The following is a 21879-nucleotide window of genomic DNA, read 5'->3' as shown; positions in this document are numbered from 1 at the left end:
GGCTCTAGACCTTCTCTGTCGTGGGCCGACCGAAGATGCCTTCGGGCTTGAACACCATCAGCACGATCAGGATGAGGAAGACGACGGTCTGGGACCAGTTCGAGCCCAGCCCGTAGGCGCCGCCCTCGTTGATGGCCTGCACGAGGCCGATGGCGATCCCGCCGACCACCGCACCGGTCAGGTTGCCGATGCCGCCGAGCACCGCCGCGGTGAACGCGATCAGGCCCAGCTGGGTGCCGGTGTCGTAGTAGGTCTGGGTCTGGCAGAGGAAGTAGAGCACCCCAGCCGCACCGGCGAGCGCGCCGCCGAGCATGAAGACGAACGAGATGGTGCCGTTGACGTTGATGCCCATCAGCCGGGCGCCGTCCTGGTCCTGCGCGACCGCGCGCATGGCCTTGCCCATCTTGGTCTTGGACACGATGTAGGTCATCGCGAGCAGCAGCGGGACGGTCACGGCCAGCACCATCACGAGCTTGTACAAGAACACGCCCTCGATCACCGGGCCGCCCCAGGTGACCGGCCAGTTCTTCTGGGCCGAACCGTTGACGTAGTCCTGCTGGGCGATGCCCCGGAAGATGAAGCTCAAGCCGACCGCGGTCATCAGCGGCGCGAGCTTGGGCGCCGAGCGGAGCCGGCGGTAGGCCAGGAACTCTGCGGACACGTTGATCAGACCGCCGAAGGCCATGCACACGATCAGGGCGATGATCAGCGGCAGGATGCTGGCGGCGGTGAGCTGACCGACGCCCAGCACGCTCACCATCAGGCCCGCGGCCACGATGGTGGAGAGCATGAACAGGTCACCGTGGGCGAAGTTGATCAGCTCGATGATGCCGTAGACCATCGTGTACCCCAGCGCGACCAGGGCGTAGAGCAGACCGTTCTGCAGACCGACCAGCGCCGAGCCGATGAAGCGGTCGGGGTCGGACACGATGTTGGCCACCAGCCAGACCGCGATCAGGGCGAGCACGACGTAGCTGAGGATCCGCTCGACCAGGGGACCAAGTCTGACCTTGGCCTTGCGTTGCGTTCCTCCTACCACCAGCGATGCTGTGGCCATGGCGAATGTTCACCTTCCGGACTGGAGATGGTCGGACGACGCGGGAGCATGGAGTGGCAGGGGCCGACGAGAACCGCCGGGCCCGGATTGCTCCGGACCCGGCGGCTGTCACTTACTGGACCGTCTCAGCCTTGACGAAGGTCTCTTCCTTGTCCTTGACGACCTCGACGGTGATGTCCTTGGCCGTCGTGTCCCCGGTGGTGGGGTCGATCTTGATCTCCTTGCCGGTGACCGACTCGGCCTGCGGGATCGTGATGCCCTCGCCGCTCAGCACAGCCTCGGTGACGCTCTTACGAGTGCCGTCGGACTTGGCGATGGCCGCCAGGATGACCTGGGTGGCGGCAACGCCGTAGAGCGGGTAGCTGCCCTGGGGAGCCTTGCCGTACTTGGTCTTGAAGGCGTCCAGCAGCTTGACGCTGGCCCCGCCGGACTTGGTCAGCTGGTCCTGGGTCAGACCGGCGAAGGTCAGGTTCATGCCTTCGGCCTGCGGCAGCTTGAGCAGGTCGTCGTACCCGGTGAAACCGTCGGGCGCGAACAGCTTGACCTTGCTGTTGTCACCCAGCACGGCGACCTTGTCCTTGATCAGCTGGCCGCCGTTGTTGTCGTAGATCCCGCCGAGGTAGACGAGGTCGGCGTTGGAGGCCTTGACCGCCTGGAAGAGCGCGGTGTAGTTCGGCTGCTTGGCGTCCCACGACTGCTCACCGACGATCTCGATGCCTTGCATCTTCGCCGAGTCGGCGAACGACCGGGCCACACCCAGGCCGTAGGTCTGGTTGTCGTTGAGCACGAAGGCCTTCTTGACCTTCAGGTCCTGCGAGGCGAAGGTGGCGGCCGCCTGGCCCTGGTAGTCGTCGGTGGTGACGACGCGGGCGTAGTTGCGGACCCCGGTGGGGTAGTACTTCTCGGGCTCGCCGGTGTCCCACGTCTTGGTCAGACCGACGTTGGTGTTGGCGTGGCTGACCATCAGCATCGGGCCGCTGCTGTCGTTGTTGAGCGTCGGCACCTCGATCTTGGCGCAACCCGAGTTGAAGGTGCCCATCACCGCGACCTCGGCGGTGTTGGCGACGTGGTCGGTGGCGTTCTTGGCGCAGGCCGCGTCGTCCCAGGCGCCCTTGGCGGCGGTCGAGTCGTCGTAGGCCTTGAGGGTGATGTTGTAGTCGCCGGCCTTGTTCCCGACCTGGTCCAGGTAGAGCTGGATCAGCTTGTTGGTGTCGTCAGACTGCGTCGCGCTCGAGCCCTGCAGCGGAAGGTCGGTGGAGATGACGAGGTCCTTGCTCCCCCCGGTCCCGGTGCCGGTGCCGCTGTCGTCGGCCTTGGCGCAGGCGGTGAACGACAGTGCCGCCACCGCCCCCAGGGCGACGATGCGAGTCAAAGTTCGTGCGGGCAAAGCTCCTCCTCATAGAACACGGTCGTGCGCACTGTGCGCGGACCGGACGAGATGCCTCGAGGACCAGCTGACCCGCCCATGCCCGCAACCGCCAGCGATGTCTGCGGATGGTGCAAGCCCTCGAGTGCCGAGCGAGACTGGTGCAGCCTCGCTTAGGCATGTAACCACAACGTTAATGCGTCGTTAAGGTGGCGACACGCAACATTCTCACCGATTGGCACCTCAGGCGAGAGATGTCTGCGTCGACCCTGCGGTGCCCCAGCGTACGCGGGGCCAGTCGAGCCTGCTAATCTCGCGGGCCGGTCGGGCCCTACGAGCGGCTGGACCGGTCTCCCACGGACGACGAACGAGGAGCCCAGTGCGCGCCCCGAGCAGCCTCCTCGCCGTCGTGGCCGTGGCGGCCAACCTGCGACCGTCGATCACGGTCGTCGGACCGCTGATCGGCCTCATCGGGACCGACCTCGCCCTCGGGCCGGGGACGCTCGGCCTGCTCGGCGCCGCTCCGCTGGTGGCTTTCGCGGTGGTGTCGCCGCTGGTCCACCTGCCCGTCAGCCGGTGGGGCGCCGACCGGGTGGTGTTCGTGGCGACACTCAGCCTCCTCCTCGGCGTCGTGCTGCGGTCGCTGCCCGGCGGCCAGCTCACCCTCTGGGTCGGGACCGCCCTGCTGGGCGCCTCGATCGGGGTGGTCAACGTCGCCGTGCCCGCGATCCTCAAGCGGGAGTTCGCCGCCGAGGTGCCGCTGGTCACCGGCGTCTACTCCGCCGTGCTCACCGGCAGCGCGGCGGTCGCGTCCGGGCTGGCCGTACCGATCGCCGCACCGTACGGCTGGCGGGTCGCTCTGGCGGTCTGGGGTGTGCTGAGCGTCGTCGCCGCCCTGGTCTGGCTGCCCCGGCTGAGGCGTCGAATCCCTGGACCGCCGGCACCGGACCGGCTCACGACGGCGGGAGCCCAGCCGCGGGGACCGTCGATGTGGTCGTCTGCGGTCGCGTGGCAGGTGACGGCGTTCATGGCCACCCAGGCCACGACCTTCTACCTGCTCGTCACCTGGCTGCCGAGCATCGAGGTGAGCCGTGGGGTCAGCCCGGCGACCGCCGGCTGGCACCTGTTCCTCTACCAGCTGGTCGGCATCCCCGCGGGACTCCTGGTGACCCTCTTCATGCGGCGTCGCGCCGACCACCGGCTGGTCGGGGTGGCCGTGAGCACTGTCGTGCTGGTCGCCGCGGCCGGACTGCTGCTGGTGCCGTCGTGGCTGGTGGCCTGGGTGGTCCTGGCCGGCCTGGGCGGCGGCAGCTCGCTCGTGGTCGCCCTCGCCCTGGTGGGCGAACGCGTCCGCACCTCGGCCGGGGCGGCCCAGCTGTCAGGCATGGTGCAGAGCATCGGCTACCTGCTGGCGATCGCGGGCCCGATCGGCGCCGGGCTGCTGTTCCGGGCCACCGGCGGCTGGGCCGCCACCCTGGTCGCCGTCGGCGCGGTCGCCCTCCTCCAGCTGGTCGTCGCCCTCTTCGCTGGCCGCCCTCGCTTCACCCACCGCTGAGAAATGCTCCCTGGTCGGCCCTCAGGTGGTCAGGAGGGCCCGATCCAGGATCTGCGGAGCATCTGTCAGCGGCGACCGTCAGGACTTGAGCGTTCCGGGGTCGGCGAAGACGGTCCGGTGCCACCCCTTCGCCGCCTCGCCGGTCAGGTCGTACATCACGTGCTTGACCACGGTGTACTCCTCGAAGGAATAGCGGGACATGTCCTTGCCGAAGCCGGACTGCTTCATCCCGCCGTGCGGCATCTCGCTGACGATCGGGACGTGGTCGTTGACCCAGACACAGCCGGCCCGGATCTCGCGGGTGGCGCGCAGGGCGCGGTAGACGTCTCGGGTCCAGGCCGAGGCCGCGAGCCCGTACGGGGTGTCGTTGGCCAGCGCGATCGCCTCGTCGTCGGTGTCGAAGGGCAGCACGCACAGCACCGGTCCGAAGATCTCGTCCCGCACCACCTCGCTCGTCGGGGCGGCGTCGGCGATCAGCGTCGGCTCGTAGTACGACCCGGCGGCGAGCGGACCGCCCGGGATCCGGCCACCGGTGACGACGCGGGCGTGCTCACGGGCTCGGTCGACCATCCCGGCGACCCGTGCCCGGTGGGTGGTCGAGATGAGCGGCCCCAGGTCGGTGGCTGGGTCGGCAGTCGGGCCGAGGACGACATGGGCGTACAGGTCGGCGACGCCCTCGACGAACTCGGCGTAGCGGGACCGGTGCACGATCGCCCGAGTGGCGGCCGTGCAGTCCTGGCCGGCGTTGATCAGGCTGCCGGCCACCGCGCCGTGGATCGCGGCGCTCAGGTCGGCGTCGTCGAAGACCACGAACGGCGCCTTGCCGCCGAGCTCGAGATGCACCCGCTTGGCGTTGGTCGCGGCCGCCTCGAGCACCGTCCGGCCCACGGCGGTGGAGCCGGTGAAGGAGACCATGTCGACATCGCCGTGCCGCATCAGGGGCGAGCCGCAGTCGACCCCGGTGCCGGTCAGCACGTTGACGACACCGGCCGGAACCCCTGCCTGGGTGGCGATCTCGGCGAACAGCAGGCTGGTCAGCGGGGTCAGCTCGGACGGCTTCAGCACGATGGTGTTGCCGGCCGCGATCGCCGGCAACACCTTCCACGCGGCCATCTGCAACGGGTAGTTCCACGGTGAGATCGACCCGACCACGCCCACGGCCTCGCGCCGGATCGAGGAGGTGTGGTCCGGGGAGTACTCCGCGGTGGCCTGGCCCTCGAGGTGGCGGGCCGCGCCGGCGAAGAAGGCGACGTTGTCGACCGTGCCCGGGACGTCGAACTCACGGGCGAGCCGGATGGGCTTGCCGGCCTGGCGGCTCTCGAGCTGGGCGATCTCCTCGGCCCGCTCCTCGAGCAGCCGGGCGAACGTGGTCAGCACGGCCGACCGCTCGGCCGGGGCCGCGCGCGACCAGGCGGGAAAGGCCGTCCGGGCCGCGTGGACGGCGCGGTCCACGTCCTCGGCGCCGGCCAGCGTGATCTCGGCGACCACCTGGCCGTTACTGGGGTCGCGGACGGTATCGGTCCGCCCGCTGCGCGACTCCTCGCGGCGGCCGTCGATGAACTGGCTCATGGCGTGATCTCCTTCTCGGGGCTGCAGGTGGTCGGCCCCGATGATTGTCCGACAACCAAGCGGAGGAGTGACCAGTGACCGACGACCTGCCGACGACGGCCGTGCTCGGCGCCGGGACGATGGCGCGAGCGGTCGTGCTCGGTCTGCTCGAACGGGCCGGCGGCACCATTGGTGAGGTGCGGACGACGAACCACTCCCGGGCCGGCGCGGCCCGCTGGGCCGGGCAGGCGGGCGTCGTGGCCACGGCGGTCGAGGACGACCCGGACGCCAACCGCACGGCGGTCGCCGGGGCCGACCTGGTGCTGCTCGGCGTCGAGCCGCACGGGGTGGTGGCGCTGCTCCGGGAAGTCAGCTCCGCGGTCGCACCGGACGCCACCGTGGTCAGCCTGGCCGCCGGCGTCGGTCTGTCGGTCCTGGCGGCGGAGCTGCCCGCTGGGGTGGCGATCGTCCGGACGGCGGCCAACACCCCCAGCCTGGTCGGAGCGGGGGTGACCGGGCTCGCGGCGACCGCCGGGACGGATGAGACCGTACGCGCGCGGGTGGAGCAGCTGTTCACCGCGCTCGGGGAGGTGCTCTGGGTCGCCGAGGACGACCTGCACATCGTCGCGGCCACCTCAGGCTCGGGCCCGGCGTACCTGTACTTCGTGCTGGAACAGTTCGCCCGGGCCGCGGCGGCTCAGGGCCTCGGCGCCGACGAAGCCGACCGGCTCGCCCGGGCGACCTTCCTCGGCGCGGCGGAGCTGCTGCGCGTCAGCGGCGCCGAACCCGGCGACCTGCGCCGCCAGGTCACCAGCCGCGGCGGCTCGACGGAACGGGCCATCGCCGTCCTCGACGCCGGTCGGGTCGACCTGTTGCTGGCCGAAGCCATGGCCGCCGCCATCGTCCGCACCCGCGAGATGGGCGCCGAGGCGGCAGCCCAGGACTAGCTGAGCAAGGATCAGCCGAAGTCGACGCCCTGGGCGAGCGGCAGCTCGGTGGAGTAGTTGATCGTGTTGGTCGCCCGGCGCATGTAGCCGCGCCAGGCGTCCGAGCCGGACTCGCGGCCGCCGCCGGTGGACTTCTCGCCGCCGAAGGCGCCGCCGATCTCGGCCCCCGAGGTACCGATGTTGACGTTCACGATCCCGCAGTCGGAACCCTCGGCGGCGAGGAACCGCTCGGCCTCGCGCTGGTCGCCGGTGAAGATGCTCGACGACAACCCCTGCGGCACGGCGTTGTGCAGCGCGACGGCCTCCTCGAAGGTGCGGTAGGACAGGACGTACAGGATCGGGGCGAAGGTCTCGCGGTGCACGACCTCGGCCTGCTCGGGCATGGTGACCAGCGCCGGCCGGACGTAGTAACCCTCCGGCTGTCCCGTGTCGACCCGCTCGCCGCCGGCCACGACCTCGCCGCCGGCGGCGACCGCCTGCTCCAGCGAGGCGGTCATCGCCGCATAGCTGGCGCCGTTCACCAGCGGGCCGACCAGCGTCCCGTCGGCGAACGGGTCGCCGACGCGGAGCCCGCGGTAGGCGTTGCCGACCCGCTCGACCACGGCGTCCAAGACGGACTCGTGGACGATCAGCCGACGCAGGCTGGTGCAGCGCTGGCCGGCGGTCCCCGCGGCGCTGAAGACGATGCCCCGGACGGCGAGGTCGAGGTCGGCCGACGGCGTGACGACGGCCGCGCTGTTGCCGCCGAGCTCGAGGATGGCTCGGCCGAAGCGGGCGGCGATCCGGGGCGCGATCACCGCACCCATCCGCTCGGAACCGGTGGCGCTGACCACCGGCACCAGCGGGCTGTCCACCAGGGGGGCGGCGCCCTCGGCGTCGGTCACCACCACGGTGTTCAGGTGCGGCGGTGCGTCGAGCTCGGCGGCGGCCCGGTCGAGCAGCGCGGACGCGGCGACGGCGACCAGCGGGGTGGCTTCGGACGGCTTCCAGACCACGGTGTTGCCACAGACCAGCGCGAGTGCGGTGTTCCAGGCCCAGACCGCGGCGGGAAAGTTGAACGCGGAGATGACCGCGACCACGCCGAGCGGGTGCCAGGTCTCCATCAACCGGTGTCCGGGACGCTCGGAGGGCATCGTCCGGCCCTCGAGCTGGCGAGAGACGCCGACGGCGAAGTCGCAGATGTCGATCATCTCCTGCACCTCACCGAGGGCTTCGGAGCGGATCTTGCCGGCCTCGATACCGACCAGGTCGGCGAGGTCGCTCTTGTGCTCGGTCAGCAGCTGGCCGAGCCGCTTGACCAGGAACCCACGGACGGGGGCGGGGACGGCACGCCAGGCGAGGAACGCCTCGTGCGCGGCGGCGATCGCCCGCTCGACGTCGGCGGCATCGGCCCACGGGATCTCGGCGACCACGCCGCCGGTGATGGGTGAGCGGACGCTCCGCCGGCCGGCGCCCGCCAGCGTCGTGGGGTCGGCCCCGCAGGCCGCGAGCGCGGCGGCGGCGCGCTCCCTGAGCTGCTCTGATGTCCAGCCGGCGGGGCTCGAGCTGGTGCGGGCGACGGTGGAGGTCATGAGGTTCCTTCGGGTCGGGATGAGGTGGTGCGAGCGGTGGTCGTCGATCAGGGCCTGTCGACGTTAGACGATCGCGAGCTCGGTCCGCACGGCCGGCTGGCGGAAACGTCCAAGGGCGAAGGACGACAGGTCGACCGCAGCCGGTCGGCCGAGGTAGAGGTCGGTGACGCACTCCCCGACCGCCGGGCCCTGCAGGAAGCCGTGGCCGGAGAAGCCGGCCGCGTAGAGGAAGCGGAAGCCGGGATCGCTCTCGCCGATGATGGCGTTGCAGTCCGGCGTCACCTCGTACAGACCGGCCCAGCCGCTGACCAGGGGTGCGTCGGCCACCTCCGGGGCGATGTGGCGAAGAGCCTCGCGGAGGAAGGGGTGCCAGTCGGTGCTGACGTCGCGGCCGAACCCGGGCGCCTGGAGCGGGTCGGCCCAGCCGAGCAGCAGGCCGCCGTCCTCGGCGCCGTGGAAGTAGGCGGTGGTGGAGTAGTCGATGGTGAACGGCACCCGCCGCGGACGCGCGGCCAGTGGCGGGGTGAAGGCGATCTGGCGGCGCAGCGGCTGGATCGGCAGGTCCACGCCGACCATCGCCGCGACCTGCGGAGACCACGCCCCAGCGGTGCAGATCACGGCCGGGGTGACGTAGACCGCGTCGGCGGTGTGCACCCGGGCCCGCCCGTCCGGAGCGGTCTCGATCGCGGTGACCGCGGTCTGGGTCGCGATCTCGACCCCGGACGCCGTCGCGGCGGCCGCGTAGCCGGCGACCACGTCGGCCGGCCGGGCAAACCCGTCGCGGGGCGACCAGACGGCTGCGGCGAGGTCGGATCCGGCGAGGTAGGGGCAGTGCCGGACGGCCTCGGCCGCGGTGACGATACGACTGGCCACGCCCATCGTGTTCTGCAGGGCGACGCTCTGCTCGAACGCCGCGACGTCAGCGGCGTCTCGGACCACGAAGAGGTAGCCGACCTGCTGCAGCCCGATGTCGACGCCCAGCTCGTCCCCGAACCGTTCGAAGGCCGCCAGGCTGCGGGAGCCGAGGGCGATGTTCGCAGCGTCGGAGAAGACGGCCCGCACGCCGCCCAGCGGTTTGGCCGACGACCCGCCGCCCAGCTGACCAGCCTCCAGCAGCGTCACGTCCGTGACCCCCGCCCGAGCCAGGTGGTAGGCGGTGCTGGTGCCCATGATGCCGCCGCCGACGACCACCACGTCCCGGTCGTGCTCGGTCAGGCTCCCCACCATGGCCCTCCTGGCGCTCGTCAGAGTCACGAGCCCAGTATTGTCCCCCAGGACATCCGGCGGTCGCGACCGCGAGCCGGAGGGGGGAGCACGATGGCCACGGTCGGCCCGACCGCACTGCGAGCTCGTTTCGCCACCACCCTGTCCGAGCTCTACGGCCGCGAGGTCCCGGCGTACCGCACGCTGGTCGAGGTGGCGCACCAGGTCAACGCCGACGTTGCCGCCCGCGCGGGAGCCGACGCCGAGCGCCTCGGCAGCCTCGACCGGGTCACCGCCGAACGACACGGGGCGATCCGCGTCGGCACGCCCGCGGAGCTGGCCCAGGTGGCCCGGGTCTTCGCCGCGATGGGGATGCACCCGACCGGCTACTACGACCTGCGCGACGCGGCCGCCAGCTCGGTGCCGGTGGTCTCGACCGCCTTCCGTCCGCTCGACGCCGATGAGCTGGCCGCGAACCCCTTCCGGGTGTTCACCTCGGTGCTGGCCGCCACCGACCGACGCTTCTTCTCCGCCGACCTCTCGGCGCGGCTGCAGACCTTTCTCGCCCGCCGCCGGCTGTTCCCGGGCGGGCTGCTGGCGCTGGCCGACCGGGCGGTGGCCGACGGTGGCCTCGCCGATCCGGACGCGGCAACCTTCCTTCGCCTCGCCGCGGCCTCGTTCGCCCTGTCGTCCGAGCCGATCGACCGAGCGTGGTACCGCGAGCTCGAGCAGGTCTCCGCGGTTGCAGCCGACATCGGCGGCGTGACGTCGACCCACGTCAACCACCTCACCCCGCGGGTGCTCGACATCGACGCGCTGTACGCCGCCATGTCGGCCCGCGGGATCGCGATGATCGACGCGATCCAGGGGCCGCCCCGCTGGGCTGGCCCTGACGTCCTGCTGCGCCAGACCTCGTTCCGGGCGCTGGCCGAACCCCGGCGGTTCGTCGACGCCGACGGCTCGGTGGTCGAGGGCTCGCTGCGGGTCCGCTTCGGTGAGGTCGAAGCGCGAGGCATCGCCCTCACCCGGGCCGGCCGCGCCCGGTACGACGCGGCGATGTCAGCGATCGAGGGGCTCGACGGAGCCTCGGACGCCGCTGCGGTCTGGGCGCAGCACTTCCCCGCCACCGAGGCCGAGCTCTGGGCCGACGAGCTGGGGATCTACACGGTCACGGCCGTCACGGACCGGGCCGGTGGTGCGGAGCCGCACGGCTCCACGGCGGACCTGCTCCGCGACGGCTGGCTGCGCGCCGACCCGGTGGTCTACGAGGACTTCCTCCCCCGGTCGGCCGCCGGGATCTTCCAGTCCAACCTCAGCGACGCGGGCAGCAAGGACACCGAGGAGACCGGCGCCGCCCTCGACGCCGACTGGCTCGAAGGCGTCCTGGACCGGCCGCTGCACGACCCGTTCGACATCTACGCGGCCCAGCACCGCGAGAGCCTGGTGGTCGCGCGTCGCCAGCTCGGCCTGCCGACCTTGTGTTGAGAAACCCCTCGACTACGAGAGGTTTCTCAACACAAGTCCGCGACGGGCACCTGGACACACCGGGAACAGCGCTGCGGTAGCCCCAACCAGCCGCGCGAGACCATCACCGAACCCACCTGGAAGGCCACCCGGCAGGGCCGGTCCACCACGTCGAACCAGCCGTAGCGCAGGGTCAGGAGCTGACGCAGCGCGAAGTCGTTGTCGCGGCGGTAGTCGCGGAACCGCCCCGCCCCTTCATGGCCGAGGCGGCCGTCGAGCTCCACCAGCAGGGCGAAGTCGTCGTAGCCGACGTCGGTCCGGTGCCGCAGCCCGCCGCGGTAGCGCTGGCGGTTGCCTTCGGGCAGGCCGTGGGCCCGCTCGACGTCACGGAGGTATCGCAGTTCCAGCCGTGACTCCACCCCGTCGGCCACGTCGCCGAGCAGTTCCTGCAGCAGCGCCCGGTACCGGTGCTGGGCGCGGTCGCCCAGCGACCTGCGCAGCGCGGCGGGCGACACCACGCGCTGGGCTGTTGCTCGGATGACGAGGTCGACTGCAGCCGACTGATCAGCGCCTGCTACGAGGTCCAGCACGGTGTCGGCCGCCGTGAGCCGAGGTGGCGAGCCCACCGTACGGGCTGACCGGACCCCGGGCCGCTCGCGGACGAACGCCCAGTGACCGCGCGAGACCCGGGACGTGGCGACCGGCACCAGGACGTCGACCGGGTCGGGCGGCTCGCCGATGCTCCACAGGTAAGCAGAGGCGTGCGGCCCGAGCCGGGCCTCGTCGCCGCCGAGCAGGACGCCAGCCCAGGCGAGCGTCGACCAGTCCGGGTCACCCTCACCCGTCCGGTAGACCCCGCGGCCGAGCCTGGTCCACAGCCCATCTCGGCAGAGCCGAGCCAGGATCGGTTCGCTGAGCCCGAAGCCCAGCGCCTGCTCCGTGGTGAGGACGCCGGCCTGCTGCGACGCGAGCCGAAGCAGCCCTTCAGGAACGGCAAGTCGCGAGTGCACATCTGGAGGATGCGGATCCCAGGCCTCGATGTGCCGGCCCCGGCCACATCTGTGGACAGCGACGACCGCGCCTCCAGCCTGTGGACGACGGGGGAGTCCGAGACCAGCTAGCGCTTCTTGGCGGCGCCGCCGTGCTCGATGACGCCTTCGGCGACCTCGCGCATCGACTTGCGCAGGTCCATCGCCGTCTTTTGGATCCAGCGGAAGGCTTCCGGCTCGGTCAGCCCGAGGCCGGCCTGCAGCAGGCCCTTGGCGCGGTCGACGGCCTTGCGCGACTCGAGCCGTTCGGTCAGGTCGCTCACCTCGGCCTCGACGGCCTTGATCTCGGCGAAGCGGGCGACGGCCATCTCGATCGCCGGGACGAGGTCGGCCTTGCCGAACGGCTTCACCACGTACGCCATTGCGCCAGCCTGCCGTGCCCGGTCGACCAGCTCGCGCTGGCTGAATGCGGTGAGCATCACCACGGGAGCGATCCGGGCGGTGGCGATCTGCTCGGCGGCACTGATCCCGTCCAGCTTGGGCATCTTGACGTCCATCACGACGAGGTCCGGACGCAGCTCGGTGGTCAGCGCCACCGCCGTCTCGCCGTCGCCGGCCTGACCGACGACGTCGTAGCCCTCTTCGGTCAGCATCTCCACCAGGTCCAGGCGGATCAGGACCTCGTCCTCTGCCACGACCACACGCGTCGATGCGCCGTTCTTCCCTGAAGTGTCGATGCTGGTCACGAGGATCACTGTAACCAGCCTTGTGTTACGCCCACCGGTCACGGCCACGCCCGGGCCCAGGACAGATCGGCGCGACGGCGGTGGCCGGCAGCCGCGATACTGGTTCCCGCGCTGCCAGGGCGGCATCAGGAGGTGGGCCAGGGTGCGGGTCGAGATCGCGCTGGCCGCGGCGGAGCTGCGGCACCGGCCGGCGGTGTGGCTGCTGCTGGCGCTGGGCACCTGCCTGGCCGGACTGCTGCCGGTCTATGCGGCGGGCCTGGCCGGCGACGCCTCCCGGGCCGCGACCACGGCGGCCGTCGACTCCCTGCCGGTCCCGCAGCGGGCGGTGCTGGCCATCACGACCCGGGTGGTCGCAGGGCCAGAGCTGGAGGCAGCCGACCGTCAGGTGCAGGCGTCGTACGCCGCCATCGGGGTGACGCAGCCCGCCCGTTCGCTGACCTTCCGGCCGCTCTCCCTGGCGGGACAGGACGTGGCGCTCGCAGCACTGAGCCCGCTGGCCACGAGCGTCCGGCTGACCTCCGGTCGGCTGCCCGCGCGATGCCCGGCCACCTCCTGCGAGGTGCTCGCGATCACCCCTGGTACGGCCGGTACGGCTGCCGCGGCCACGGTGGACCCGGCCGCCGCCCGACAGCTCGGGGTGGTCGTCACGGGCACCGCCGTGCTGACCGACTCCCGGCTGACCGGCCTCGGACTGGCCGAACCGGGGCTGCCGCTGCTGCTCGGCGCCGATCCCGGTCAGCTGGCCGGTCTGACCTCGCTCGAGCTGTTCGGCCGTAACACCGCCTGGTTCGCCCAGCTGGACGGCGCGCGGACCGCCGCGCTCGGACCGAGCCAGGTCGGGCGGGTGCTCGACGGCCTGCCCGAGGCGGTCGGGGACGCCGGACCGCTGTCGGTCAGCTGGCCCGAAGCCGAGGTCCGGGCTGCGGCGGCCCGGGCGGACCAGGCGTCGACGCGGCTGCGGGCTCTCGGTCGCGGAGCGGGACTGCTGACGCTGATCTTCTGCGTGGTCGCGGCGGCGGCGCTGCGGCCCCGTACCCAGCACCTGGCCCGGCTGCTGACCCGACGGGGCGCCCGGACCAGTCAGGTACTGCTCGTGCTGGTGCTCCAGGCGGCGACGGTCGTGGTCACCGGCCTGGTCGTCGGAGCCGGAGCGACCGTGCTCTGGTGGGGCGCCCGACCCGAGGGCGAGACGCCGTGGGAAGCCGCGCTGAAGGCTGCGACGGCCAGCGTCCCCACCCTGCTGGCGTTGGCCGTGGCTGCGGTGCTGCTGACCGTGCTCGTCACCCGGTGGCCCAGCGACGCCGCGCCCCTGGCCACCTGGTTCCTCGGCGGAGCGCTGGCGGTCGCCGTCGGCCTGCCGGTCCTGGTCCTGACCAGCGGCACCTCCGCCACCGACGGCGGCCTGCCGGCCCAGCTGGTGCTGTCCCTCGTGCTCGCCACCGGGCTGCTCACCGCGCTGGTCTGGCGGCCGTTGGCCGGCCTGACCCGCCCTCGGGTCCAGCGCAGGCGCACTCCGGTCGACCCCGGAGCGGACGGGCAGGCCGCGGCCGTCCGCCGGGTCGCCGTCTTGGGCGCTCGCCGTCGGCCGCTGCTACCGCTGACGGCGGCGGGGCTGCTGGCCGCCACGAGCTGCTTCGGGGTGTTCACCGCCGGCTACCGCCAGAGCCTGCACACCTCCGCCGGCGACCAGGCCGCCGCGGCCGTACCGCTCGACGTCAGCGTCCGAGGCACCGGGGCCGTCCCCGCCCCGCAGGATGCGGTCGACGTCCCCGCCCTGCTGGCGCTCTCCCCGCAGGTCGCCGTGCACCCCCTCGTCACGGCGCCGGTCACCGTCTTCGCCGGGACCGAGCACGCGGTCACCCTGCCGCTGACCGGGATCGACCTCGACGCCCTGCCCGCGGTGAACCGCTTCGCCGCCACCACGGGGGCCGGGGTGTCCGCGACCGACCTCGCGGCCCGACTGACACCGGCCGCAGCGGCGCCCGCGGCCCCGCCCGTGCTGCCCTCCGATGGCCGGCGGGTCACGTTCACGGTCCTCGGCGTCAACGCCGACATCACCGTGGCGCTGTGGACCTCGCGGCCCGACGGGCGCGAGGAACGAGTGGTGCTGCGCCGCTCGGGGTCGCAGCTCATCGGAGTGCTGCCGGCGGGCTCCGACCGGCAGGTACGGGCCCTCGAGGTGGCCGAGTCGGACGTGCACCTGGTGCGCCGTCAGCACGGGGTCGGTGAGGGGACGACCGACCGCGCCCTCGCGGGCGGCACGCTGCGGTTCACCCGGGTCGCCGTCGACGGCACCCCGCTCGACTGGTCCTGGTCGGCCTGGGGCAGCGACACGGCGACGCTGCACCGGACCGCCGACCGGCTGGACGTCGACTACCGGCTGAACGGCACCCGGGTGGTGCTCGACCCGGCGTACGTGCCGCGGGCCGCGCTGAGGCCGGTCCCGGTGGCGGTCGACCCGGTGACCGCCGCGACGGCTGGCCCGACCGGGCGACTCTCGCTGTCCGTCCGCGACCAACCCGTCCCCGCCCAGGTGGTCGCCGTGTTGCCCCGGCTGCCCGGGGTCTCCGGCCCGTTCGTGCTGGCGGCGCGCGACCAGGTCGCGCAGCTGCTCGACCGTTCGGCCCCCGGCACCGCGGTGGTCAGCCAGCTGTGGGTGACCGTACCCGCCACGTCGCTGCCGGCCGTCCGGAACGCCCTGGAACCGGCCGTCGCCGCCGGAGTCGACGTGGCGTACCGGACCGACCTGGCCGCCGCCATCGCCGCCGACCCGGTGAGCAGCCGGACGACCGGTTTCCTCACCGTCGTCGGCGTCGGCACCCTGCTGCTGACCCTGGTCGCGCTGCTGACCGCGGTCCGCGCCGACCAGGAACGCGTCGCCGCCGACCAGCTCGCGCTCGAGCTCGACGGGGTGCGGCCCGCTCGGCTGCGTACGGTGCTGCGGCTGCGCGCCTCCCTGCTGCTGGTGGCGGTCCCGCTCGGGATGGCCGGCGGCCTGGTGGTCGAGTGGGTGGCCGTCCAGCTGCTCACGCTGGGCCCGGGCGGGGTGCCGGTGGAACCGCCGCTCCGGGTCACCCTGCCGAGCCTGGCCGGGGTGGCCGGGGTCGTCGGGGCGCTGCTGCTCGCGGTCCTCGCCGTGCTCGCGCTGACCGCGACCGCCTACCGGCAGCCCCGGCCCGTCGCTCCGGACACGGACCTGCGGTGACCGACGCTTCGCTGCTCGAGGTACGCGACGTCTTCGTCGCCTACGCCACGGCCGGCCGGTCGGTGATGGCGCTGCGGGGCGCCGACCTCAGCCTGCGGGCGGGCGAGCGGCTGCTGGTGCAGGGCCCGAACGGCTCCGGCAAGTCCACCCTGCTGCGGGTCATCACCGGCGAACAGCCAGTGGCCGCCGGCACCGTGGCGGTCGGGGACGCCGCTCTGCACACGATGGGCGCCGCCGAACGTCGCCGCTGGCGGGCCCGCGCCGTCGGGTTCGTGGACCAGCACGCACGCCGCAGCCTGCTGCCAGAGCTCAGTGTGCTGGACAACGTCGCCCTGCAGCTCTGGACGACGGGCCGGTCCCGACGGCAGGCGCGGACGCGGGCGGCGGAGACCCTCGACCAGCTCGGGCTGGCGTCGTTGGCTTCGTCCTCGGTGCCGCGGCTCTCCGGCGGCGAGGCTGCCCGGGTCGCGATCGGTGCCGCAGTCGCGCACCACCCGTCCCTGGTGCTGGCCGACGAGCCCACCGGTGAGCTCGACGCCTCGGCCGCCGCCGAGGTGTACGACCTGCTCAGCGCGGTCGCGGCCCGGGGCAGCGGGGTGATCGTGGTCAGTCACGACCCGCGCACCATCGCCTACGCCGACCGCGCCGTCCGGATCCGCGACGGCCGGACCGCCGAGCAGTGGTACCCCGACACCGAGCGCGAGGAGCAGGTGCTCGACAGCCGAGGCTGGATCCGGGTGCCGACGGAACGGTTCTCCCCCGCTCCGCCGACCGGCCTCGTGGCCCACCTGCACCGCGACCACCTGCGGCTGGATCCGGTACGGGTGGACCCCTCCCCTGCCGCCGAGGCCCCGGAACAGTCGGCGAGCCGGCCGCGTACCCCGGTCGCGGCGAGCCCGGACGCCGCCCTGGCGCTGCTGTCGGGCGTGGCCGTCCGGTTCGGTCCGCGGACAGTCTTCACCGGCCTCGACCTGGCGCTCGGCGGCGGTGAGTGGGCCGTGGTCAGCGGCCCGTCCGGTTCGGGCAAGACGACCCTGCTGGCCCTGCTCGCCGGACTGACCGACCCGAGCGCCGGCACCGTACGGGTGGCCGGCCGTGCCTGGACCGGCCTCGACCGGTCCGCCCGGGCGGACTTCCGTCGCCGCTGGGTGGCCCTGTCCCCGCAGCAGGCCAGCCTGCTCGAGGCGCTCACCGTCCGGGAGAACCTGGAAGTGGCCGCCGCCGTCCGCGGCGAGTTCGGCGCACCCGGGCGGGTGAGCGAGGTCGCCGACGCGCTCGGCCTGGCACCGCTGCTCGAACGCCGCGCGGGGCTGCTGTCGGGTGGTGAACGGCAACGGACCTCACTCGCCCGCTGCCTGGTGTCGGACGCACCCCTGCTGCTGCTCGACGAACCCACCTCTCAGCAGGACGACGCCTCCGCGGCCGCGGTGCTGGACGCCGTGCTCGCCGAGCTGGCCGTGGGCCGGGCCCTGCTCGTCGCCTCGCACGACCCCCGCTTCGTCGGGCACGCACCCCGGACGGTCCGGTTGGGCTGATCTCGTGGGGGCCGGCGGTGACGTCGTCGCCCGGCGGCCATGAGGGAAACGCCCCGATCGCCGTCAGCACTCGGGGACGGCGACCTGACCGGGACCTCCGTCGGTGACCCGACCGACCACAGCGTCGAGCTCGTCGTTGTCGATCCTGCCGAGCCCACACCGGCCGACCCGGCAGCCCGGGCCATCGGGGTCGGCTGGACCACGACCACGTCAGGGCTGTCGCCGTCCGGCTGGGCCCGGGGATCGCTCAGGTGCTGCTGTGGGGCACGCTCGGCCTGGTGCTCGGGCCACTCGCCGGCCGACTGCTCGACGGGCGGCTCGACCGGTCGCGGCCGGCCAGCACGCAGTCGCCGCAGAACACCGGATCGGTCGCCAACCGATAGATCAGGCAACAGCTGCGGCGCCGGAAGACGCCGGCATCGTCGCTGCTGCCGGTCCCGTGCAGCTCTGCCGTGGCGAACGCCAGCCCAGCCAACGCCCGGGCCTGCGTACCAGCGCCAGGGTCGACGGCGGTGATCATCCTGACCGCGCTCGCCAGCGCCGACGCCACGTTGCCCCGCCCGACCTGGGCCGACAAGCCGTGGACGTCGATGGCGGCCTGGGTGATCGGCCGGACCAGTGCGAGCAGTGCATCCGGCCACCCAGCAGGCGTGAGGGTCTGAGCTCCGCACGGGGAGAGGACGCCCAGCGGATATGGCCCGCCCAGCCGGTCCTGGAAGACCAGGCCTGCCGAGCCGGGTACCTCGAGCCGGTCTACGGCCGCCGCCAACGCGACGGCGACCAGCCGGGCGGTCAGACCGAGCTGGGTCACCGACACCGCCACCCGGGCCGGCAAGCCTCCTGGGGCCATGCCGGGCGCTGGTCCGGCCAAGGCCCGGCGGACCGCCGCGATCCGTCCGGTCAACAGGTCCGGCTCCTCCACCAACGCCGTCAGCGACAGCCACCCCGCCGCGGCGCGGGTGGTCTCGTCGTGGTCGTCGAGGACGCTGACGGCGAAGAAGGGGCCGAACCGACCCAGCTGCTGCCATCCCTGGTCACTCACCGTCACTCCTTCCCAGCAGGGTTGCGCATCGGGGGTGAACCCGCAGCCGACGAGGTCGACACCAGCGAGTGAGGATCGTGCGGCCCCTGGTACGGGTGGAGGTGGCGGGCGAGCTCGTCGACGCCGTCGACGAGGCGGGTGCCAGGCCTGGCCCAGCTGGCGTTGGCGTCGACCGCGACGACGGGCACGCCCACCGGAAGGTTCCCGGATCGGACCAGGCCCTCGGCGAGCTCCTCGGCTTCGGTCCGGTCGTAGCCGCACGGTGCGACGACGATCAGCTCCGGCTGGCTGGCGTGGATCGCCGCCCACGTCGTACGACGAGACGGCGCCCCGGCGTCGCCGAGCAGCGGTTCGCCGCCGGCTGCGGTGATCATGTCGGGAACCCAGTGCCCGGGCGTGAAGGGCGGGTCGGTCCACTCCAGCAGCAGAACCCGGGGGCGTGCCCGACCGGCGACCCGGGCCCGGACGGCGGCCAGCCGGGACCGTTGCTCAGCGACCAGCTCGACCGCCGCTGCCACGTGTCCGGTGATCTCTCCGATCACGAGGATGGAGGTGAAGACGTCGTCGAGGGTGTGCGGGTCAACGGTGAGGACCTCGGCGTGGCCGCCGAGATGGGACAGTGCGTCGTCGACGGTGGACACGTCGACCGCGCACACGGCGCACAGGTCCTGGGTGAGCACCAGGTCGGCGTCCAGGTCGGCCAGCGCCCCGCGGTCGAGGCGGTACAGGTCGTCGCCACGTCGAAGCGCGGCCGACACGAAGGCGTCGATCTCCGACGGTGTCAGTCCGGGCGGCATCGTCGAGGTCGACACGATGGTCCGACTCCGGGCTGCGGCGGGGTAGTCGCACTCGAAGGTCACCCCCACCACGTCGGGTCCGGCCCCGACCGCGAACAAGATCTCGGTCGTCGAGGGCAGCAACGAGACAATCCGCATCCTGCGACGCTACGTCGGACCAGCCGGCGATGAGAAACCGCCGCCCTTGGCCCGGTTGACGATCACTGCTCCCGATGCGACGGGTCCTGTCGCTCTGCGTCCTCAGGTGTCGGGTGGCAGGGGGAAGGGGAACCCGGTGAGAATCCGGGACTGCCCCGCCGCGGTCTCTGGGACCGGCCGCCGTCAACAGGCACTGGCCGGTGAGGTCGGGGAAGCGACGGCCAGTAGCCCGTGAAGGGCATGCTGAGCGGGCCGGTCACGGTGCTGGACTGGCCGTTCGTCCGCGGTGACCAACCCCGTGCCGACACCGCCCGTCCGTTGGCGCTCGGCGTGGGAGAAGAGGTCCTCGACCTCGAACGGGTCGGGACCGCCGCTCCGTCGAGACGAGCGGCCCGACTACTCGACCCGGGCGGTCGACGCGTTCGGAAGCACCACCGCCGGCGTCCGCGACGACACTCAGATCCGCACCCGGCTGGGCCGATCCCGCCACGGCCGCCGCTGTGGCAGACTTGGCGGGCCCGCGAGACCTACGCGGCACCACCCGCCGGGGTGGCGGAAAGGTATACGCGGACGGCTCAAACCCGTCTGTCCGCAAGGACATAGGGGTTCGACTCCCCTTCCCGGCACCCTGTTGGACGGGCTCGCTTCGCTTCGGCTGCGGATCGGGCGTGATCAGGTGCCGCCTCTCGGGGCCGGCGCGACGGGGCCACCATGGGAGCTCAGCGCGTGCGGCTCCTGGGGACACCGTCGCCGGAACCCTGCCACTCGATCTCTCGGGCGCCACGGACCTCGCTGGCCCTGAGGGACCTGCTGTTCCGGTTCCGGGCGGACCGTCGCCGCAACGACCGACGCTGGTCCTCGCCCACGCCGCCCCACACGCCGTGGTCGATGTCGTTGTCCAGGGCCCACCGCAAGCAGTCCTCACGGACCGGGCAGCGTGCGCAGACCCGTTGGGCGTCGGCCAGGGCGCCGAGGGCGGGTCCCGTGCTACCGACCGGGAAGAAGAGGTCGGGATCCACACCCAGGCAGGCCGCCCGGGAGTGCCAGTCCCCCGCCATCACCGAGGACCGCCCGCCGCGAGCACAGACATCCGTGCCTCGTGGGCCAGGGCCGCCTCGACCAGCGGCGCCAGGCTCGCGAGTTCCTCGTGATCCGCGTCCGCTCCGTGCAGCCACGCTGCCGCCTGGCAGATCTCATCGACGACGGCGGCGATCGCCGCCGCCCGGTCCCGAGGATCGCAGGGTATGGCGACAAGGGACTCGATCTGCCAGACCAGCTCGGCCGGCAGGGTGAAGGGAGGCCGGTCCGGTGAAGACTGGACGGTAGCGGTCTCGCTGGGGAAGATCACTGGGGAGGCCTGTTCGTGAGAGCTGAGGACGCGCCCGAGCACGTCGGCTGCTTCCCCAACCGCGGCAAGCCTAACCGCTGTCGGCCGTGGTGGGCAACCGTCGCCCGACGTCTCGTCGCAGGCTGTCGACCGCCTTCTGAGCGTAGGCTGGACCCACCGTGGGTTTACCAGATCGGGCCTTCTGAGCCTGGTCGTCTTCGGTTCTAGACCGATAGGCCCCTCGCGGGCCGGACGGCCGGCTGTGGACGACACCTTCGATGCTCCTGCCCCGATCTTTGAGAGCTTGCAGTCGCTGCTCTTGAGCTTCGCCGACGTGGACGCCTTCCTGGAGGGCGTTGCGGGACTGGCAGCAGAGCTGTTCCCGGGTGCCTCCGTCGGGATCACGGCGCGGTACGCGGGCTCGGTGTTGACGGTGGCGTCCAGCGACGACCAGGCGGAGCTGCTGGACGAGACGCAGTACGACCGTGACGGCGGTCCCTGTCTGCAGGCGTTGAACACCGGACTGGCCGTGGAGAGTGCGGACGTGGCGACCGAGACGCGCTGGCCCGCTTACTGCGTGGTCGCGCGCGGCCAGGGTCTGCGCGCGTCGCTGAGCCTGCCGATGATCGCGGGCGGCGTGACCCTGGCGGCGCTGAACGTGTACTCCTTCGACCCCGCCGTGACGTTCGGCACGACCGAGCGCCGGCAGTGCGTGGCCTTCGCAAGGCACGCCGCCGTGCTGCTGCGGCTCGCGACCCGGCAACAGCAGGACGGCATCCTGCTCGCCCAGCTCGAAGCGGCGCTCAACTCACGAACGGTGATCGACCAGGCCCTCGGCATCATCATGACGCAGCAGCGCTGCACGGCCGCGCAGGCGTTCGACCTGCTCCGCCGGTATTCGCAGAACAGCAACCGCAAGCTCCGCGAGGTCGCCACCGATCTTGTCGCCCAGATCAGCGGCGGGCTGCCCGGACCCGGCAAGCCCTTCGGCACCGACTGACGTCGACGGCTCCCCTGTTGTTAGAGGACTTCGATCCGAACGTCGTGTCCGCTGGAGCGGGCGAGCCGGGCGTCGCGAGTGAGCAACGGGCAGCTCAATGCCTCCGCCAACGCGACGTACGCAGCGTCGTAGGCGGAAAGGTTGTGGCGCAGCTGGAAGGCACGCCACCGAAGAGCGTGCTCGGCCGCCCATCGCTCGATCCGCAGATCGTCGAAGTCGGTCAGGAGGTCCTCCGCGCGTTCGCGGCTCAGGTGACCACCGAGAGTGAGGCCTCGCAGAGCCGACACGACCTCGAAGTCAACGAGGGTCGGGGCGTGCAGATCACCATCAGCCAAGCGAGCCCGAAGTGCTCCTGACCCGTCCACTCCGCTCAACGCGTCAACGAGAGC

Annotated in this window: 17 protein-coding genes, 1 tRNA gene, 2 pseudogenes and 1 riboswitch; of the genes and pseudogenes, 8 read left to right on the top strand and 12 right to left on the bottom strand. The window is 72.4% G+C overall.

Features of this window, described 5'->3' with window-relative positions; all coding sequences use genetic code 11:
• Positions 1–4 precede the first annotated feature (4 nt).
• Positions 5–1057 carry a branched-chain amino acid ABC transporter permease gene (locus tag ACFE76_RS10490; protein ID WP_375431688.1) on the bottom strand — a complete coding sequence of 351 codons (1053 nt, stop codon included), beginning with the start codon at positions 1055–1057 and terminating at the stop codon, positions 5–7.
• Positions 1058–1169: 112 nt separating this feature from the next.
• A complete protein-coding gene (locus ACFE76_RS10485; RefSeq protein WP_375431687.1) occupies positions 1170–2444 on the bottom strand; it encodes a branched-chain amino acid ABC transporter substrate-binding protein in 1275 nt (424 codons plus the stop codon).
• 358 nt (positions 2445–2802) lie between these two features.
• Here ACFE76_RS10485 and ACFE76_RS10480 point away from each other — a divergent pair, with 358 nt between their 5' ends.
• Positions 2803–3978 (top strand): MFS transporter, encoded by a 1176-nt coding sequence (locus ACFE76_RS10480; protein ID WP_375431686.1) that lies wholly within the window; start codon positions 2803–2805, stop codon positions 3976–3978.
• Positions 3979–4056: 78 nt separating this feature from the next.
• On the opposite strand, the gene ACFE76_RS10475 is transcribed toward ACFE76_RS10480, so the two are convergent.
• Positions 4057–5547, bottom strand: coding sequence for a gamma-aminobutyraldehyde dehydrogenase (locus tag ACFE76_RS10475; protein WP_375431685.1), 1491 nt, complete (start codon positions 5545–5547; stop codon positions 4057–4059).
• A 74-nt stretch (positions 5548–5621) separates the two neighbouring features.
• Here ACFE76_RS10475 and proC point away from each other — a divergent pair, with 74 nt between their 5' ends.
• Positions 5622–6473 (top strand): pyrroline-5-carboxylate reductase, encoded by an 852-nt coding sequence (proC, locus tag ACFE76_RS10470; RefSeq protein ID WP_375431684.1) that lies wholly within the window; start codon positions 5622–5624, stop codon positions 6471–6473.
• Between the two features lie 11 nt (positions 6474–6484).
• Here the strand turns inward: proC and ACFE76_RS10465 are convergent, their stop codons facing one another.
• Together ACFE76_RS10465 and ACFE76_RS10460 are read right to left on the bottom strand one after the other, a co-directional pair.
• On the bottom strand, positions 6485–8044 hold the full coding sequence (locus ACFE76_RS10465; RefSeq protein WP_375431683.1) for an aldehyde dehydrogenase family protein: 1560 nt from the start codon (positions 8042–8044) through the stop codon (positions 6485–6487).
• A 63-nt stretch (positions 8045–8107) separates the two neighbouring features.
• Positions 8108–9469 (bottom strand): NAD(P)/FAD-dependent oxidoreductase, encoded by a 1362-nt coding sequence (locus ACFE76_RS10460; RefSeq protein ID WP_375431682.1) that lies wholly within the window; start codon positions 9467–9469, stop codon positions 8108–8110.
• On the opposite strand from ACFE76_RS10460, the gene ACFE76_RS10455 reads away from it, so the two are divergent.
• Positions 9362–10732, top strand: a complete 1371-nt coding sequence (locus ACFE76_RS10455; protein WP_375431681.1) for a 2-oxoadipate dioxygenase/decarboxylase family protein — start codon at positions 9362–9364, stop codon at positions 10730–10732. The two genes, ACFE76_RS10460 and ACFE76_RS10455, sit on opposite strands and share 108 nt — an antisense overlap.
• A gap of 26 nt (positions 10733–10758) precedes the next feature.
• On the opposite strand, the gene ACFE76_RS10450 is transcribed toward ACFE76_RS10455, so the two are convergent.
• Entirely contained in the window at positions 10759–11721 is a 963-nt protein-coding gene (locus ACFE76_RS10450) for a type IV toxin-antitoxin system AbiEi family antitoxin domain-containing protein (RefSeq protein WP_375431680.1), read from the bottom strand.
• Positions 11722–11828: 107 nt separating this feature from the next.
• Positions 11829–12452 carry an ANTAR domain-containing response regulator gene (locus tag ACFE76_RS10445; RefSeq protein WP_375431710.1) on the bottom strand — a complete coding sequence of 208 codons (624 nt, stop codon included), beginning with the start codon at positions 12450–12452 and terminating at the stop codon, positions 11829–11831.
• Positions 12453–12588: 136 nt separating this feature from the next.
• On the opposite strand from ACFE76_RS10445, the gene ACFE76_RS10440 reads away from it, so the two are divergent.
• Together ACFE76_RS10440 and ACFE76_RS10435 are read left to right on the top strand one after the other, a co-directional pair.
• Positions 12589–15651 (top strand): hypothetical protein, encoded by a 3063-nt coding sequence (locus tag ACFE76_RS10440; protein WP_375431679.1) that lies wholly within the window; start codon positions 12589–12591, stop codon positions 15649–15651.
• A complete protein-coding gene (locus ACFE76_RS10435) occupies positions 15648–17186 on the top strand; it encodes an ATP-binding cassette domain-containing protein (protein WP_375431678.1) in 1539 nt (512 codons plus the stop codon). Before ACFE76_RS10440 ends, ACFE76_RS10435 begins: the two co-directional genes overlap by 4 nt.
• A 247-nt stretch (positions 17187–17433) precedes the next feature.
• Here ACFE76_RS10435 and ACFE76_RS10430 read toward each other — a convergent pair whose 3' ends face one another.
• Together ACFE76_RS10430 and ACFE76_RS10425 are read right to left on the bottom strand one after the other, a co-directional pair.
• Positions 17434–18228: a (2Fe-2S)-binding protein gene (locus ACFE76_RS10430; protein WP_375431677.1), complete on the bottom strand. Its 795-nt coding sequence runs from the start codon at positions 18226–18228 to the stop codon at positions 17434–17436.
• A gap of 2 nt (positions 18229–18230) precedes the next feature.
• Positions 18231–19163 carry a cobalamin-binding protein gene (locus ACFE76_RS10425; RefSeq protein ID WP_375431676.1) on the bottom strand — a complete coding sequence of 311 codons (933 nt, stop codon included), beginning with the start codon at positions 19161–19163 and terminating at the stop codon, positions 18231–18233.
• Between the two features lie 129 nt (positions 19164–19292).
• Positions 19293–19399: riboswitch (cobalamin riboswitch) on the top strand.
• 4 nt (positions 19400–19403) lie between these two features.
• Between ACFE76_RS10425 and ACFE76_RS10420 the strand changes: the two are divergent.
• A pseudogene (locus ACFE76_RS10420) lies at positions 19404–19520 on the top strand (hypothetical protein); the annotation flags it as partial.
• 186 nt (positions 19521–19706) lie between these two features.
• A tRNA-Leu gene (locus ACFE76_RS10415) sits at positions 19707–19789 on the top strand.
• A 177-nt stretch (positions 19790–19966) separates the two neighbouring features.
• Here ACFE76_RS10415 and ACFE76_RS10410 read toward each other — a convergent pair.
• Both ACFE76_RS10410 and ACFE76_RS10405 read right to left on the bottom strand, forming a co-directional pair.
• A pseudogene (locus ACFE76_RS10410) lies at positions 19967–20221 on the bottom strand (WhiB family transcriptional regulator); the annotation flags it as partial.
• Positions 20221–20511: a hypothetical protein gene (locus ACFE76_RS10405; RefSeq protein ID WP_375431675.1), complete on the bottom strand. Its 291-nt coding sequence runs from the start codon at positions 20509–20511 to the stop codon at positions 20221–20223. The pseudogene ACFE76_RS10410 and the gene ACFE76_RS10405, both read right to left, overlap by 1 nt.
• 283 nt (positions 20512–20794) lie before the next feature.
• Between ACFE76_RS10405 and ACFE76_RS10400 the strand changes: the two genes are divergently transcribed.
• The gene (locus tag ACFE76_RS10400) at positions 20795–21490 is read left to right on the top strand and encodes a GAF and ANTAR domain-containing protein (RefSeq protein WP_375431674.1); all 696 of its coding nucleotides are present in this window, start codon (positions 20795–20797) and stop codon (positions 21488–21490) included.
• Between the two features lie 20 nt (positions 21491–21510).
• Here ACFE76_RS10400 and ACFE76_RS10395 read toward each other — a convergent pair whose 3' ends face one another.
• A complete protein-coding gene (locus tag ACFE76_RS10395; protein WP_375431709.1) occupies positions 21511–21855 on the bottom strand; it encodes a type II toxin-antitoxin system VapC family toxin in 345 nt (114 codons plus the stop codon).
• Between the last annotated feature and the right edge of the window lie 24 nt (positions 21856–21879).

The organism is uncultured Friedmanniella sp., assembly GCF_964244005.1.
Taxonomy (GTDB): Bacteria; Actinomycetota; Actinomycetes; order Propionibacteriales; family Propionibacteriaceae; genus Microlunatus.
The sequence above is the reverse complement of the archived record's forward strand: the minus strand, read 5'-3'. Positions and strand labels throughout refer to the sequence as shown.

What these genes read in the sequence shown, in the direction of transcription:
- ACFE76_RS10490 (WP_375431688.1), bottom strand. Translation starts at nt 1,057, where the DNA reads ATGGCCACAGCATCGCTGGTGGTAGGAGGAACGCAACGCAAGGCCAAG.
- ACFE76_RS10475 (WP_375431685.1), bottom strand. Translation starts at nt 5,547, where the DNA reads ATGAGCCAGTTCATCGACGGCCGCCGCGAGGAGTCGCGCAGCGGGCGG.
- ACFE76_RS10465 (WP_375431683.1), bottom strand. Translation starts at nt 8,044, where the DNA reads ATGACCTCCACCGTCGCCCGCACCAGCTCGAGCCCCGCCGGCTGGACA.
- ACFE76_RS10455 (WP_375431681.1), top strand. Translation starts at nt 9,362, where the DNA reads ATGGCCACGGTCGGCCCGACCGCACTGCGAGCTCGTTTCGCCACCACC.
- ACFE76_RS10425 (WP_375431676.1), bottom strand. Translation starts at nt 19,163, where the DNA reads ATGCGGATTGTCTCGTTGCTGCCCTCGACGACCGAGATCTTGTTCGCG.